General features: G+C 62.9%; 16 protein-coding genes. 11 read left to right on the forward strand and 5 right to left on the reverse strand.

Going from position 1 to position 14,584, the window contains the following annotated elements:
• Positions 1–4: 4 nt before the first annotated feature.
• The 7 genes from FHX11_RS23555 to FHX11_RS23585 are packed head-to-tail and all read left to right on the forward strand — an operon-like array spanning position 5 to position 5,897.
• A complete protein-coding gene (locus FHX11_RS23555) occupies positions 5–958 on the forward strand; it encodes an arginase family protein (protein WP_184361713.1) in 954 nt (317 codons plus the stop codon).
• Positions 955–1,308: an EamA family transporter gene (locus FHX11_RS23560; protein WP_184361716.1), complete on the forward strand. Its 354-nt coding sequence runs from the start codon at positions 955–957 to the stop codon at positions 1,306–1,308. Before FHX11_RS23555 ends, FHX11_RS23560 begins: the two co-directional genes overlap by 4 nt.
• Positions 1,305–2,192 (forward strand): fatty acid desaturase, encoded by an 888-nt coding sequence (locus FHX11_RS23565; RefSeq protein ID WP_184361719.1) that lies wholly within the window; start codon positions 1,305–1,307, stop codon positions 2,190–2,192. Before FHX11_RS23560 ends, FHX11_RS23565 begins: the two co-directional genes overlap by 4 nt.
• Positions 2,182–2,997 carry an alpha/beta fold hydrolase gene (locus FHX11_RS23570; RefSeq protein WP_184361722.1) on the forward strand — a complete coding sequence of 272 codons (816 nt, stop codon included), beginning with the start codon at positions 2,182–2,184 and terminating at the stop codon, positions 2,995–2,997. Before FHX11_RS23565 ends, FHX11_RS23570 begins: the two co-directional genes overlap by 11 nt.
• Positions 2,978–4,138, forward strand: a complete 1,161-nt coding sequence (locus FHX11_RS23575) for a peptidogalycan biosysnthesis protein (protein WP_184361724.1) — start codon at positions 2,978–2,980, stop codon at positions 4,136–4,138. The genes FHX11_RS23570 and FHX11_RS23575 overlap by 20 nt, the downstream gene beginning before the upstream one ends.
• Complete coding sequence (locus tag FHX11_RS23580; protein WP_184361727.1) at positions 4,135–4,563, forward strand: EamA family transporter; 429 nt, start codon at positions 4,135–4,137, stop codon at positions 4,561–4,563. Before FHX11_RS23575 ends, FHX11_RS23580 begins: the two co-directional genes overlap by 4 nt.
• Entirely contained in the window at positions 4,563–5,897 is a 1,335-nt protein-coding gene (locus FHX11_RS23585) for a cyclopropane-fatty-acyl-phospholipid synthase family protein (RefSeq protein WP_184362366.1), read from the forward strand. Before FHX11_RS23580 ends, FHX11_RS23585 begins: the two co-directional genes overlap by 1 nt.
• Here the strand turns inward: FHX11_RS23585 and FHX11_RS23590 are convergent.
• Complete coding sequence (locus FHX11_RS23590; RefSeq protein ID WP_348649730.1) at positions 5,838–6,686, reverse strand: MipA/OmpV family protein; 849 nt, start codon at positions 6,684–6,686, stop codon at positions 5,838–5,840. The genes FHX11_RS23585 and FHX11_RS23590 overlap by 60 nt on opposite strands.
• Positions 6,687–6,835: 149 nt before the next feature.
• A complete protein-coding gene (locus FHX11_RS23595) occupies positions 6,836–7,474 on the reverse strand; it encodes a DUF1007 family protein (RefSeq protein ID WP_184361731.1) in 639 nt (212 codons plus the stop codon).
• A gap of 265 nt (positions 7,475–7,739) precedes the next feature.
• Here FHX11_RS23595 and FHX11_RS23600 point away from each other — a divergent pair, with 265 nt between their 5' ends.
• From FHX11_RS23600 to FHX11_RS23615, 4 genes are all read left to right on the forward strand, one after another.
• Entirely contained in the window at positions 7,740–9,167 is a 1,428-nt protein-coding gene (locus tag FHX11_RS23600) for an aldehyde dehydrogenase family protein (RefSeq protein ID WP_184361734.1), read from the forward strand.
• Between the two features lie 245 nt (positions 9,168–9,412).
• Entirely contained in the window at positions 9,413–10,516 is a 1,104-nt protein-coding gene (locus tag FHX11_RS23605) for an alpha/beta fold hydrolase (RefSeq protein ID WP_184361738.1), read from the forward strand.
• A 122-nt stretch (positions 10,517–10,638) separates the two neighbouring features.
• The gene (locus tag FHX11_RS23610) at positions 10,639–11,238 is read left to right on the forward strand and encodes a HupE/UreJ family protein (protein WP_184362369.1); all 600 of its coding nucleotides are present in this window, start codon (positions 10,639–10,641) and stop codon (positions 11,236–11,238) included.
• Between the two features lie 160 nt (positions 11,239–11,398).
• Positions 11,399–11,842: a Fur family transcriptional regulator gene (locus FHX11_RS23615; protein ID WP_184361741.1), complete on the forward strand. Its 444-nt coding sequence runs from the start codon at positions 11,399–11,401 to the stop codon at positions 11,840–11,842.
• A 141-nt stretch (positions 11,843–11,983) separates the two neighbouring features.
• Here the strand turns inward: FHX11_RS23615 and FHX11_RS23620 are convergent, their stop codons facing one another.
• From FHX11_RS23620 to FHX11_RS23630, 3 genes are read right to left on the reverse strand one after another with little or no spacing between them, the layout of a single operon-like run.
• Positions 11,984–12,829 carry a metal ABC transporter permease gene (locus tag FHX11_RS23620; protein WP_184361744.1) on the reverse strand — a complete coding sequence of 282 codons (846 nt, stop codon included), beginning with the start codon at positions 12,827–12,829 and terminating at the stop codon, positions 11,984–11,986.
• Positions 12,826–13,683, reverse strand: a complete 858-nt coding sequence (locus FHX11_RS23625) for a metal ABC transporter permease (protein WP_184361747.1) — start codon at positions 13,681–13,683, stop codon at positions 12,826–12,828. The genes FHX11_RS23620 and FHX11_RS23625 overlap by 4 nt, the downstream gene beginning before the upstream one ends.
• Entirely contained in the window at positions 13,667–14,578 is a 912-nt protein-coding gene (locus FHX11_RS23630) for a manganese/iron ABC transporter ATP-binding protein (protein ID WP_184361750.1), read from the reverse strand. The genes FHX11_RS23625 and FHX11_RS23630 overlap by 17 nt, the downstream gene beginning before the upstream one ends.
• Positions 14,579–14,584 lie beyond the last annotated feature (6 nt).

The raw sequence follows: 14,584 nt of genomic DNA on the forward strand, positions 1-14,584 counted from the left end.
GACGGTGCGGCTTCTTCTCCTCCATTTCGACGATGCGTTGGAGTTGCAGCCGGACTTTCTGCGCGCCTGCAGGTTTGCGGGCGCGTGCCAATATTCCGACAAGCGGGCCGGCAATACGATCCGGCTCTGGAGCAAGCAAAAGGCGCTTGCCGAACTCGGCCGGAACATCGCCCGGACCATGCCCATGGCGGGCAAGGAGCCGCAGCTCTGCTTCATGGGCTCGGGCGACTTCCATCATGTGACGGCGCTGCTGCTCGACGCGGCGCTGGAACGGCATGCCGCCGCCGCGACGCTCATCCATTTCGACAACCATCCGGACTGGGTCACCTTCGATGGCGGCATGCATTGCGGCTCCTGGATCAACAGCGCGCTAGCCAACGCCAATATCCAGAAGGTGATCACCATCGGCGTTTGCAGCCACGATCTTCGCAGTCCCGAGCGCAAGGGTGCCAACCTGCATTGGCTCGGCGAGGGGCGACTGGAGCTTTACCCTTACGAGCATCCGCCGAGCCGGGTGCTTGCCGACTACGGCAATGGTCCCAGCCACCGTCAGGACAAGGGCGCCCTGCACTGGAAATCCATCGCCGGGATCGGCGAGGAGAATTTCATCGACCGGATGCTGAGCCGGATTCAGACCGAGGCCGTCTACCTGACGATCGACAAGGACGTGCTCGCCGCTGACGATGCCGTCACCAACTGGGACCAGGGCCGCATGCGGCTGCCCTACCTCTTGTCCTTGATCAGCGAGATCGGCAACCGCCACCGCATCATCGGCGCCGACGTCATCGGCGACTATTCCGCGCCGAGCTTCGCCGGCGATCTTCGCACCCGGCTCATGAAGAAGGCCGAGATATTGATCGACCAGCCGCGAAGCCGGCCGAGGCCCGAGGTGGCGAGAAACATCAACAGCGCCGCCAACCACGCGCTGCTCGAAGTCTTGTCGGAGTACATGGCATGAGCGGCAGCCTGACATGGCCCATGCTGGGCCTGATCCTCTTCTGCGTGCTTGCGGAAACGGCGCGCGAGGTCTGTTTCAAGCAGGCGGCGCAGCAGGGCGCCTTGCGTCTGGCGCTGGCAAGGCCGGTCACATGGCTCGGCGTCCTGTTCTGGGCAGTGGAGCTCTTGGCCTGGACCGCCGTGCTCGAACGGGTTCCCCTGTCGCTCGCCTTTCCGCTGATGGCGCTGAGCTATGTCGTCATCGTCCTGGCCGGGGCCGCGATCTTCAAGGAAAACATCAATCTCCGCCACGCGACGGGCGTGTTCCTGGTGACGGCCGGCGTGGCCTGCGTGGGAGTAACCGGACTATGAAAATCTTCGCTCACACCCGATGGGATCTGGCGCCGGTCCTGGCCGCCGTGGCACATCTCGCCTTCGACATCTATCTGATCGCCGGTTTCGAGAGCCGGCCCTTGTGGCTCTCGGCGATCCTCGGCGGCCTCTATGCCGTGTCGATCTCATGGAACATCAACAGCATCTCGCATAATTTCATCCACACACCCTATTTCAAGCCGCGCTGGATGAACTATGCCTTCAGCCTGCTGGAATCGGTCGCGATCGGCTTTTCGCAGACCTATTATCACTGGGTGCATATGCGCCATCATTCCGGCAACAGCGACCGGCCGGACGAGAAGGGCGAGACGATCGATCTGCTGTCGATCTACCGCCACGGCCGCAACGGCGAGCCGGAGAATGTCTGGTCCTATACGTTCCTGAGCTTCTTCCGCGACAGCCTCGGCGATATCCACGAGGCGATCGCGCGCCGGCGTCCCTTCGATGCCAAATGGGGCCGGTTCGAGCTGTTCTCCTTCCTCGGCCTCGCCTTGCTGGCGCTGGTCTACGACTGGAAGGCCGTGCTGTTCTTCCTGCCCTTCTATTATCTCGGCAATTGCCTGTCGTCGCTGAACGGCTATTACGAGCACCTGCATGGCGATCCGGACGAGCCGATCGCCTGGGGTGTTTCCAGCCATAAGCCGTTCTACAACTGGCTGTGGTTCGGCAACGGCTATCACGCCGAGCACCATTATCGTCCGAAGACCCATTGGACGAAACTGCCGACCCTGCACGAGCAGATCAAGGAAGAACAGGAAAAGGCCGGCACGCATGTGATCAGCACCTGCCACGCGCTCGGCTTCATGGCCAAGGAAAACCGGGCCAAGGAAGACCGGGAAGCGGAGCTTTCCCATGAAGGCTGATGGCTTGAGCTTCTTCATGGAGGGCACCAATGGCAAGGGTATCCTGCTGGTGCACGGACTGACCGGCGCGCCGGCCGAGATGAAGCTGGTCGCCCGCCATCTCAACCGCAAGGGCTATAGCGTCCATGCGCCGCTTCTGGCCGGTCATGGGGTGGACGAGGGCACGCTGCGGCGCTCGCGCTGGGAGGACTGGCTGGAGAGCGTCGTGCAGGCGGCGGAAGTCCTGGCGGGCAGGACGCAGGAGGTCTTTGCGGCCGGCATCTGCGTCGGCGGCAAGCTGTCGATGCTGGCAGCCGAGACGCGGCCGGAGACGATCCAGGCCGTCGCCATCTACTCCCCCTGCTTTCACTATGACGGCTGGGATGTTCCCTTCTACTATCCGCTGCTGTCCTCGCAGATCGGCTGGCTGTCGCGCATTCCCTTTCTTGACCGGCTAAGCTTCCGCGAAACCGCATCCCTCGGGATCAAGGACGAGCGCATGCGCCGGCTGGTCGGGGGCATGGCCGGAGAAGGCATTCTGGAAAAATTTCCCGGCAGGGGGCTGGTCGAAATGCATCGGCTGGGCAAGGCGTTGAGGGGCAGGCTGCCGCAGATGCGGACGCCGACGCTGATCCTGCATGCCGAGGACGACGATCTCAGCAATCCGCGGCATGCGCGCTACATTTCCGATCATATCGGCGGCCCGCACGAACTGCGGTGGATCAAGGACAGCTACCACATGATCCATGTCGACCGTCAGCATCGGCAGGTGGCGGATTTCACCGCCGATTTCTTCGAGGCAAGCCATGCTGAAACCCTTGCCTAGACCCTTGCCGGAGCCGGCAGGCGATCCGGTCGCCGAGGTGCATTTCAGCATCCGCGCCATCGGTCGCGACGCCTGGAATGCCTGCTTTTGCGATCAGGTCGAGGATTACGATTGTCTGCTCGCCATCGAGGAGGCCGGCATCGAGGGGTTCGAATGGCGCTATATCACCATCGCCGAGGATGGACGGGTGAGTGCCGTCATGCCGGCGTTTCTCTGCCGTTATGCCCTGGACACGACCCTGGAGGACGGCCGGCTTCGCCGGGCCGTGCGCGGCCTGCGGCGGCGTTTCCCAGATTTCCTGACGCTGCGCCTTGCCTGCCTCGGCTCGCCCTGCACGGAAACCGGCCTCATCGGCTTTCATCCGGATGTGGCGCCCGGCCGTCGCGACATACTGTTTTGCGAATTGCTGTCCTTCTTCGAGGAGCTGGCTGCGACGGAAGATTGCGCGCTGATGGGCCTCAAGGATATTCCGGCTCCGGTCTCGGCCGAGTTCGGCGACCGGCTGGCGGCGCGCGGCTATGCCATGATCAGCGGCCTGCCGACCGCCTGGATGGACATCGATTTCAAGACGATCGACGAGTATCTGGCCCGGCTGTCCTCCGGCACCCGCAAGGACATGCGTCGCAAGCTGAAATCCTTTGCCGATGTCCGGCTGGAGATCAGAACCGATTTCGGCGATCTCCTGCCCGAGGTCATGGCGCTTTATCACGATACGCGCAATCGCAGCGAATGGCAGTTCGAGGAGCTGACGCCGGCCTATTTCGAAGGCATCCTCTCCCATATGCGCGGCCGTTCCTTCTGCGCACTCTATTTCGTCGGGGACCGGCTGCTTGCCGCCAATCTCATCGTGCATGACAAGAGCGTCGGCGGAGGCGTCGCCATCGACAAGTTCTTCTGCATGGATGGTGAGCGAGGGCGTCCCTATAATCTTTATTTCCTGAGCTGGTTCACCAATCTGCGCTATTGCCTGTCCAACGGCATCCGGCGCTATCAGAGCGGCCAGGCCTATTATGAGAACAAGCTGCGGCTCGGCAGCCGGCTTACCGCCAATGCGATGTTCTTCCGCCACCGCAATCCGGTGCTGCAAAAGATCCTGCGTCTGGTCTCCCCCCTGTTTTCAACGGACGAGGTGGGCTCATGATGTCGATGCGCCTGTCATGGCTGGCCGTGCCGCTGTTGAACACGCTGTTCCAGTTCTTCATCAAGCATGGCGCCGCGCAACTGAGCGATGCGACGGGCTTTGGCTGGCTTCGCCAGGCGCTGACATCGCATTGGATTCTGGCGGCGATCGCCGTCGAGGTCGCCTGTTTCTTCATCTGGATGAGCGTGCTGTCCGAGCTCGATCTCAGCCGGGCCTTTCCGCTGTCCGGCATCAGCTATGTCCTGATCATTGCTACCGGCTGGTTCGTCTTCGGCGAGCCGGTCGTCGCACTGCAGGTGATCGGCAGCGGCCTTATTCTTGCCGGCGTCTGGATGATCGCCGGCGCCTCCGGCGAGGCGGCGGACAATGACGGCTGGGACAGGGAGCGCGGTTCGCTGCAAGGCGGCGGCGGTAAGGATCGATGATGTCCAGATTGCAGTTTCAGGATTCGTCTCGGGATGAACATGCGCAGCCCGGTCTCGCCGACCGGATCTTGCGGCGGGCGCTGACGCATATCGTGACGCGCGGCGCGCTGACCGTGACGACGGCGGCCGGCCGCGTGCTGACCTTCGGCGACGGCAGCGGCGAGCCCGTGCATGTGCGCTTCGCCGACGCGCGGGCGCAATGGGCCTTCCTGATCGATGCCGATCTGCGGCTCGGCGAGCTCTATATGGACGGTCGTTTCCTGGTGGAAAAGGGCACGCTCTATGCGTTCGTGGCGATGATGCTGCGGGAGGCGCAGAACCGTACGCATCCGCTGATCGCCCGTCTCATCGACCATGTCCGCACCCGGCTGCGGATCTTCCGCCATCGCAATCTGCCGGGACGTTCCAAGGCCAATGTCGCGCATCACTACGATCTCGACGGGCGGCTCTACGCCCTGTTCCTCGACGCGGACCGGCAATATTCCTGCGCCTATTTCGAGCATCCCGGCCAATCGCTGGAAGAGGCGCAATCGGCCAAGAAGCGGCACCTCGCCGCCAAGCTGCTGATCGAGCCGGACAACAGCATTCTCGACATCGGCTGCGGCTGGGGCGGGCTGGCGCTGCATCTGGCCGAACAGACGCCCGGCGGCTACGTCCTCGGCGTCACCCTGTCGGAAGAGCAGCATGCCTATGCCAGCCAACGGGTGCCGGCCGGCATCGGCGGCACGCAGGCGGAGGTGCAATTCGCGCTTCAGGACTATCGCAACCTGACCGGCCGCTTCGACAGGATCGTCTCCGTCGGAATGTTCGAGCATGTCGGTCTTGCATCCTACCGGACCTTCTTCCGCAAATGCGCCGCGCTGCTGGAGGATGACGGCGTCATGGTGCTGCACACCATCGGCTGTTCGGCGACGCCCGGCTTCACCACGCCCTGGCTCGACAAATATATCTTCCCCGGCGGCTATATTCCCGCCCTTTCGGAAATCGTGCCGGAAATCGAGGCGGCCGGCCTGACGATCACCGATATCGAGGTGCTGCGCCTGCATTATGCCCAGACGCTCGCCAGCTGGCGCGAGCGTTTCACGGCGCGCTGGGCCGATGCGGCTACGCTCTATAGCGAGCGCTTCTGCCGCATGTGGGACTATTATCTTTCGACCGCGGAGGCTGCCTTCCGCTACGAGGACCTCGTCGTCTTCCAGATCCAGATCACCAAGCGCAACGATGTCACTCCGCTGACGCGCAACTACATCGCCGAAAACGAAACGCTGCAGGCCTCAAAAGTCGATGTCGAAGCTTCTGCTGAGGGTAAAGCCGATAATATTCTGGTTGGCTGAGCCGAACTGCGCGGTGATCGGACTGTCGGCGGCGTCGCCTACCAGGCGGTTATATTTCTCGTAGACCTGCACGCTCCACTGAGGCGATATCGTATAGGTCGCCGCCACCGTGAAACCGACCGATTTCAGGCCGCCGCCGGCGTCGAAGGCACTGACATGGCCGTTTTTCGCGGCGCGGGCGGCCGAGATGCCGAAATTGCTGCGCATATAGGTGGAGTTCGCCAGCGACAGGCGCGGCCCGGCGGAGAGGACCAATTTGTCGCCGATAGGCTGAAACCAGTCGAGCGCGAGATCGGCGACGAGGCCGTCGCCGCCCCAGAGCGACTGGCGCACTTCCGTCCGTAGCCGCAGCCGGTTTTCCATCAGCCAATATTGCGCGAAGCCGCCGGCATCGAAATTCCAGCGCACCTTGCGCTCGCTCTGCAGATGCAGATTGTTGAGATCCAGCCGGTCGTCCCGCAGGCCGACCACGGGACCGATTTCGAGGTGGCCGAGGTCGAGGAGCGTATAGTCGAAATTGTCGTCGGGAGCGCTGTATTCAGGGGCTTCGCCGAAACGATGAAAGTCGAAAGACGGCAAGGCGCTGAAGGAATAATGTCTCGATCCCTCGTAGGTGGGGCCGTATTCGACCGTGGCGCCGAGCGTCACCACCCAGGTCTTGGACGGAGAATCCGTGGTCTCCTGCGCCATGGATGATGTGGGAAAGGCGCCGATCGCGCATATGGTCAGCAGGCCGATCCCGGTCGAGGCCAACAGCCGGGCGGAGGAAGATGTCTTGACGCCTAACACTTTGACAACATCCGATCCCTGGGTGCCGCGATTCCGAAGGTACGGGCGACCATAGCGGCGCAACATTTCATGAACCTGAAAAAATCGGCGCCAAAGGCGGTGCTATGGTTTTTTCGCGGCGCTGGCATTGCCCGATATTTCGGATGGGATCAACATTGCACTTCGAGCCGGGTCGCGACGAGCAGCGAGTAGTCCGTGCCCTTGGGATCGCTGAAGAACATGCTGGTCAGCGCCGCCTGGTTCTCCGCCATGACTTCCTTGGGATTGGGCCGCACGACCTTGCGCTTGCAGCGGCCAGCCGCGCCGGAGAGGCTCATATCGTCGTCGGTGGCGAAATCGACCGCCGTGTAGAGCGTCTTGTCATAGATCCCGAAGACCGTTGTTCCCTTGAGGAAGGTCTTCTGCTCGGGCTTCAGCGAAAAGGTCAGGGTCAGCGAACCGTTCTTGTAGTCGGCCTGGATCGCCTCGGGCTTGGCCATCGGCACCGCTTTGCCGTTGCTGGTGACATTCGTATAGTAATCATACTGCGCCAGCGAATCCCTGACCGTCTTGCCGACCGCCTTGAGTTCGCTCGCGCTCAGCGTCTGGTTGTCGCCCTTGCCGAAATCCATGAGGACCGAGGAGGAAAACACCTCGTCGAAGCTCCATACGTTGCGCAGCTCGCCGATCGACCCGTCGGGCGCGGCGACGACCTCGAATTTCGCATCGATGAAGATGTGGGGATGGGCAAAGGCGGGCACGGGCAGAAGCGACAGCATCGCGATCAACAGGGTCGTTCGTCGTTTCATGCGAGGCTTTACCGTGGTTCTGTCGGCGGTGGGGCGGCCAAGGGTTCGATGCCAAGACCTGAACGTCAATTGAGACTGATTTGAGACCCCGAGGCAACCGCCGGCGGCCTTGCTGCGGTCTTTAAGAGAACAATGCGCCGCGCCCTCCGCAAACCATGGAATCTTCTGCCGATGGCGGACAATCTGCGGCAGCGGCGTTGGGATGCAGGCGCTATTCTGTTATGCGACGTCAAGACTGCGCGATGGCCAAGCGATGGAGACAGGCATGGAAAACGCCCATAGATTCTATATCGACGGAAAATGGGTCGAACCCGAGGTGTTGCGCACGCTCGAGGTCATCGATCCGGCGACCGAACAGCCGATCGGAACCATCGCCTTGGGCTCTCCCGCCGATGCCGAGAAGGCCATCAGGGCGGCACGCGCCGCCTTCGAGACGTTTTCGACGACGACGCGCGACGAACGCCTGGCGCTGCTGAAGCGCATTCTGGAGATCCTGCGGCGCCGCAACGACGAGATTGGCGAGGTGATTTCCCGCGAGATGGGTGCGCCGCTCGCCATGGCGCGGACGGATCAGGCTGGCATCGGCGTCACCCATTTCGAAAAGACGATCGAGGCCTTCGAGGCTTTCCAGTTCGATTATATGCAGGGCTCGACGCGGATCGTGCACGAGCCGGTCGGCGTCGTCGGCATGATCACACCGTGGAACTGGCCGATGAACCAGATCGCCTGCAAGGTAGCGCCGGCGCTGGCGGCAGGCTGCACCATGGTTTTGAAACCCTCCGAGATCGCACCGTTCAACGCCATTCTTTTCGCCGAGGTCATGGACGAGGCGGGTGTCCCGAAGGGCGTGTTCAATCTGGTGCAGGGCGATGGCCCGACCGTCGGCGCCGTGCTGGCGAGCCACCCGGATGTCGACATGGTGTCTTTCACCGGCTCGACGCGGGCCGGCATCGCGGTTGCGCAGGCCGCTGCCCCCACGGTCAAGCGCGTCCATCAGGAACTTGGCGGCAAGTCGCCCAATATCGTGCTGCGCAGCGCCGATCTCGAAGCCGCCGTCGCCGCCGGCGTGCGCCGCTGCTTCAACAATTCCGGCCAGTCCTGCAATGCGCCGACGCGCATGCTGGTGCCGGCCGAGCGCATCGACGAGGCGGGCGCGATCGCCGCGCGCGAGGCGGCATCGGTGGTCGTCGGCCCTCCGGCCGATCCGCGCACCCAGCTCGGCCCGGTGGTCAGCGCCGCGCAGTTCGAAAAGATCCAGGGACTGATCGCCAAGGGGATCGAGGAGGGAGCTCAGCTCGTGGCGGGCGGCCTCGGGCGGCCCTCGCATCTCAATGCCGGCTATTATGTGCGCCCGACGGTGTTTTCGCGTGTCGTCAACTCCATGACCATCGCCCGCGAGGAGATCTTCGGGCCGGTGCTGTCGATCATCGGCTACGAGACCGAGGACGAGGCCGTGGCGATCGCCAACGACACGCCTTACGGCCTTGCCGCCTATATCCAGGGCGAGCCGCAGGAGGCGCGGGCGCTTGCCCGGCGGCTGCGGGCGGGCACGGTTCGTCTGAACAGCTCGGCCTGGGACGGGATGGCGCCCTTCGGCGGCTACAAGCAATCCGGCAATGGCCGCGAATACGGCAAGTTCGGCCTGCATGAATTCACCGAAATCAAGGGTGTCGTCGGCTACGGCGAAGACTGAGGTGCTTTTCGGCGCATTCGCCGGCTTCCTCCACAAATGGACACAATGGCGGGTAAAGACATCGCTGGCCATGGGCTGCGATCAACGCGGCCCAAGGGTGTCATGTGTGATTTGGCGGGAGGCTTCCCGATCGGCGAGCGACTTATGATCTTGGCGGCTTCATCAATTTGTGTTGGAAATCGGCGACGAGTGTCGATGCGGTCCGTTGCGTTCTCGCTGACGGCCATGGGGCATAGAGGCCAGGAATGAAGAAAATTAGCCTGTTTCTGATCATGGCGATGCTGGCATCATGCGCGAGCCGCCCTGGGCCGGACGTATTGCAAACCATCTCGCAAGCGCCCGTGACGGCCAACACGATCACGGTCTATTCGGCCACGACCCGGACGAGAAAAGATCCTTCGGAGAATATTTTCACCAACGGCCGCTCGATATCGACGAATTATGCCCGCTTCACGATTTCCATTCCTCCGACGCATGAGGCCGGCAAGATCGAATGGCCGTCCCGGAAACCGGACCCCAAGAAGGACTTCACCGTCGTCGGCCAGGCTGTCCTCAATCGCGAGAGTTTCCTCAAGGAATTGCCCGAGAAGGGCGAAGGCCGTCGTGTCGTCGTCTTCGTTCATGGCTATAACTACAATTTCCAGGAATCCTTGTTTCGTCTCGCCCAGCTGAGGACGGATTCCAAGCTTCCGGCCGTGCCGATCCTGTTCGCGTGGCCGTCGCAGGCGGCTTTGACCGGCTATGTCGCCGACAAGGATTCGGCGACGTTTTCCCGGGACAATCTGACGCAGCTGCTGGTGGATCTGGCCAGGGACCGCAAGCAGGGCGAGATCATGGTCTTCGCCCACAGCATGGGCGGATGGCTGACCGCCGAGGTGCTGAGGCAATTGAAGCTGGAGGGCCGGGACGACGTTCTGGCCAAGCTGACCGTCGTCATGGCCGCGCCGGATATCGATGCCGACGTGTTCATCTCGCAGCTCAACGTCATCGGCAAGATGTCGCCTCCGCTGACGATCCTGGTGTCGCGGGACGACCGCGCGCTCGAGGCATCGACGTTCCTGGGGGCCGGCGTGCCGCGCATCGGCGCGCTCGACGTCCGGGACGATGTCGTCCGCCAGGCGGCCGTCAAGGCCGGTGTCCGGTTGATCGACATCTCCTCCCTCAAGGCGTCCGATCCGGCCAATCACGACCGCTTCGTCGCCCTGGCCGCATTGCATCCGAATTTCGACGCCGCCGCCAATGAAAACGGCAATACGGTCGGCAAGGCCGGCGCTTTCGTCTTCGATGCGATCGGCGCGACGCTGTCCAGCCCCTTCCGCCTGGCAAGCCATGTCGTCAATCCGAATTAACGGTTTTGGGAAAGCAAGCGAGCGCCTACGTCAAATGACGCAGTAATCGCTTTTTGATGTTTTGTCATACTTTCCTCTGTGCGATTGTCGTATCGACGTTACGCAGAAGGGGACAGATGATGATTTCAAGAACCGTCAAATTCGGTGCCGTGGTGGTTGCGCTCGCTTCCATTCCGTCGCTGGCTTTCGCCCATACGGGTGCCGGTGAAACCAGCGGATTCATCCATGGTTTCGGGCATCCGATTTCCGACCTCGACCATATCCTGGCCATGGTGATGGTCGGCGTCTTCGCTGCCCAGCTCGGCGGCCGCGCCCTCTGGCTCGTGCCCGCGACTTTCGTGCTGGTCATGGCATTCGGCGGTGCGCTCGGCGTGATGGGTGTTCCCGTGCCTTTCGTCGAAACGGGGATCGCCCTGTCGGTCGTCGTGCTGGGCGCTGTCGTCGCTCTCGGCGTGAAGGCGCCTGTGGCGGTCGCGATGGGTCTTGTCGGGCTGTTTGCCGTCTTTCATGGTCACGCCCATGGTGCCGAGATGCCCGACGACGCCGGCGGTCTTGCCTATGCGGCGGGTTTCATGCTGGCGACGGCCCTGCTGCATGTTGCCGGCATCGCCGCCAGTCTGCTGATCGGCAAGGCGGGCGCTCATGGCGGGCAGGTCGTCGCCCGGTCGGTCGGCGGCGTGGTTGTCATGGCGGGCGTCGGGCTGCTGAGCGGCCTGCTCTGAACGGCGGCCGTGGCTCGATTCCAGTGCGAAGATGCGGTGCCCGCCGGGCTGAGCGCCAGGCGGGCATTATTGCTATTGCGTCGCAAACAAGCTAAGCGTCGCCAATCATTTGGCGCTGACGGGGGCGCGCCGACATAGGTGCAATGACGGACAAAATCACATGAGTCCTCCCGCAGCGATCGACATCGCCCAATTGTGCAAGGAGCATGGGCTAAGGTTGACGAAGCCGCGCAAGATCATCATGGAGGTCTTGCTGAATTCGAGCGATCATCCCGACGCGGTCGAGCTGCATCGCCGTGTCAGCCGCATCGATCCGGGCATCGCCATTGCCACCGTCTACCGCACGCTGAGCATGCTGCAGGAGAAGGGCGCCCTCGAGCGTCATACCTTTTCGGATGGCCGGGCACGCTACGAGACCGCCGCCCACGAGCATCACGACCACCTGATCAATGTCGATACCGGAGAGGTGATCGAATTCCGCTCGGACGAGATCGAGCGCCTGCAGGAGGAGATCGCCCGCTCCCGCGGTTTCGAAATCGTCAGCCATAAGCTCGAGATCTATGTCAGGCCACTGAAGGATCAGGCCAAGGGGTCGCGGCGCTAGAGCAATTCCAGGAAAAGTGCATAGCGGTTTTCCGTGCGGAATTGCGTAAAAACAAAGGCATAGAGCGGTTCAACGATTCCATGAGGCGATGAACCGCCCTAGATATGGCCGAAGCGGACGGGATGTCTCCGACGCCACGCTTCACATCGCATCCCCGGTCTCGGCTCTTGCCGTCCTGCGGCTCGCATGCAGGAAGGCGAGGATGAAGGCGATGGAGAGCAGCAGGACGATGGTCGGGGCAGGCGCGCTGTCGATGAAGAAGGACAGATAGACGCCCAGCAACGAGCCGGTAACGGCAATCAGCACCGACATAGCCAGCATGGCGGCGAAACGGCGCGCCAGCAGCAAGGCGATGGCGCCGGGCGCGATCAGCATGGCGATGGACAGGATGATGCCGACCGCCTGCAGCGCGCCGACGATGGTGAGCGAGATGAGGCAGAGCAGCCCGTAATGCAGGAGGCCGACGCGCAGGCCGACGGCCCGCGCCTGGGCGGGATCGAAGGCATGCAGCAGGAAATCCTTCCATTTGACGGCGATGACGCCGGCGGTGAGGGCGGCGATCAGCGAGGTCTGGGCGATGTCGCCCCATGACACGCCGAGCATGTCGCCGAAGAGGATGTGATCGAGATGCACGTCCGACTGGATTTTGACGTAGAGCACGAGACCGAGGCCGAACATGCCGGAAAAGACGATACCCATGACGGTATCCTGCTTGATGCGGCTGTTCTCCGTCAGGAAGCCGGTGGCGACGGCGCAGATCATGCCGGCTACGAAAGCGCCGATCGCATAGGGAATGCCGACGATATAGGCGATGACCACGCCGGGAAAAACGGCGTGCGAAATGGCGTCGCCCATCAGCGACCAGCCCTTGAGCACCAGGAAGCAGGAGAGCAGCGCCATCGGCACCGCCAGCAGCGCCGAGATGATGAGCGCATTCACCATGAATTCGAACTGGAAGGGCGACAGCAGCGTCTCGACGAGGCTCATGATCCCGCCTCCAGCGCCCGCCTACCTTGCCGGCGCATCGCGATCAGGCCGTGTCTGGGTGCGAACAGGAAGGCGATCAGGAAGATCGCGGTCTGCAGCACGACGATGATGCCACCGGTCGCGCCGTCGAGGAAATAGCTGGCATAGGCACCGGTGAAGCTGGTGATCGCGCCGATGGCGACGGCGATCCCAAGCAGCCGCGGAAAGCGGTCGGTCAGCAGATAGGCCGTCGCGCCGGGGGTCACGACCATGCAGATGACGAGGAAGGCGCCGACCGTCTGGAGCGCGGCCACCGTCGAGGCCGACAGAAGCGTGAAGAACATGATCTTCAGCGCCGCCGGATTGAGGCCGATCGAGCGCGCGTGGCTCTCGTCGAAGAAGGCGACCATCAGGTCCTTCCATTTGACGAGCAGGATGGCGAGGGAGACAAAGCCGATGAGGGCAAGCTGGAGCGTGTCTCCCGGCGTGATGGCGAGGATGTTGCCGAGCACGATGGTCTGGATGTTGACCGAGGTCGGCGACAGCGAGACCATGAACAGGCCGAGCCCGAAGAAGGCGGAGAAGATCAGCCCGATGATGGCATCCTCCCTGAGCCGGGTGCGCTGGTTGAGGAAGACCATGGCCGCGGCGGCAAGCCCGCCGGAAAAGAAGGCGCCGAGCGAGAAGGGCAGGCCGAGCATATAGGCGCCGGCGACGCCGGGCACGATCGAATGCGAGAGCGCATCGCCGATCAGCGACCAGCCCTTCAGCATCAGATAGCAGGAGAGAAAGGCGCAGACGCCGCCGACGAGGGCGGAGACCCACATGGCGTTCTGCATGTAGCCATAGCCGAAGGGCTCAAGAAGAAGTGCCATCGATCCCCGCTTCCATCGCATTCTCCCGGCGCATCGGCGGGCTGCCTTTGACACGATGGGAGGTATGATCGCCGGCCGTCGGCGCGGATGCCGGCTCTGCGTCCGGGGCGGCATGCACAACGAAATGGCGCAGCACGCCGCCGAAGGCTCTTTCGAGGTTGGCCTGTGTGAAGGTTGCGGCGGTGGGGCCATGGGCGAGCACCGTGCCCTTGATCAGGACCGTGTGGTCGCAGAAATCCGGCACGCTGCCGAGATTATGGGTCGAGACCAGCATGACGCGGCCCTCGTCGCGCAGTTCGCGCAGAAGCGCGATGATCCTGTCCTCGGTCTGGATATCGACACCGGTGAAGGGCTCGTCGAGCAGGATGACGCGGGCATCCTGGGCAAGCGCTCTCGCCAGAAAGACACGTTTCCTCTGCCCTCCGGAAAGCTCGCCGATCTGGCGCTTGCGGAACTCGTCCATGCCGACGCGGGCAAGGGCCGCCGACACCGCCTCGCGGTCGGCGGCGCGGGGGAGGCGCATCATGCCCATATGGCCGTAGCGGCCCATCATGACGACGTCCTCGACCAGAACCGGAAAGTTCCAGTCGACATCCTCGGCCTGCGGCACATAGGCGACGAGATTGCGGCGCAGCACCTCGCGGACCGGCAGGCCAAGCACGCGGATCTCGCCCTTGGCGAGGTGCAGGAAACCCATGATCGACTTGAACAGGGTCGATTTGCCGGAACCATTGACACCGACCAGCGCGGCGATCGCGCCGGTGGGTATCCGAAAATGGGCATCCTTCAGGGCCACATGGCCGTTGCGATAGACCACCGTGACGCCATCGACGGAAATCCCGGTCTCTCCGGAAAGGGGAGAGGCATGGCTCTGCCTGGCGGTATGGGCATTCATGCAACC

Origin of the sequence: Rhizobium sp. BK602 (genome assembly GCF_014195095.1) — a bacterium.
In the GTDB taxonomy this organism is placed as follows: domain Bacteria; phylum Pseudomonadota; class Alphaproteobacteria; order Rhizobiales; family Rhizobiaceae; genus Rhizobium.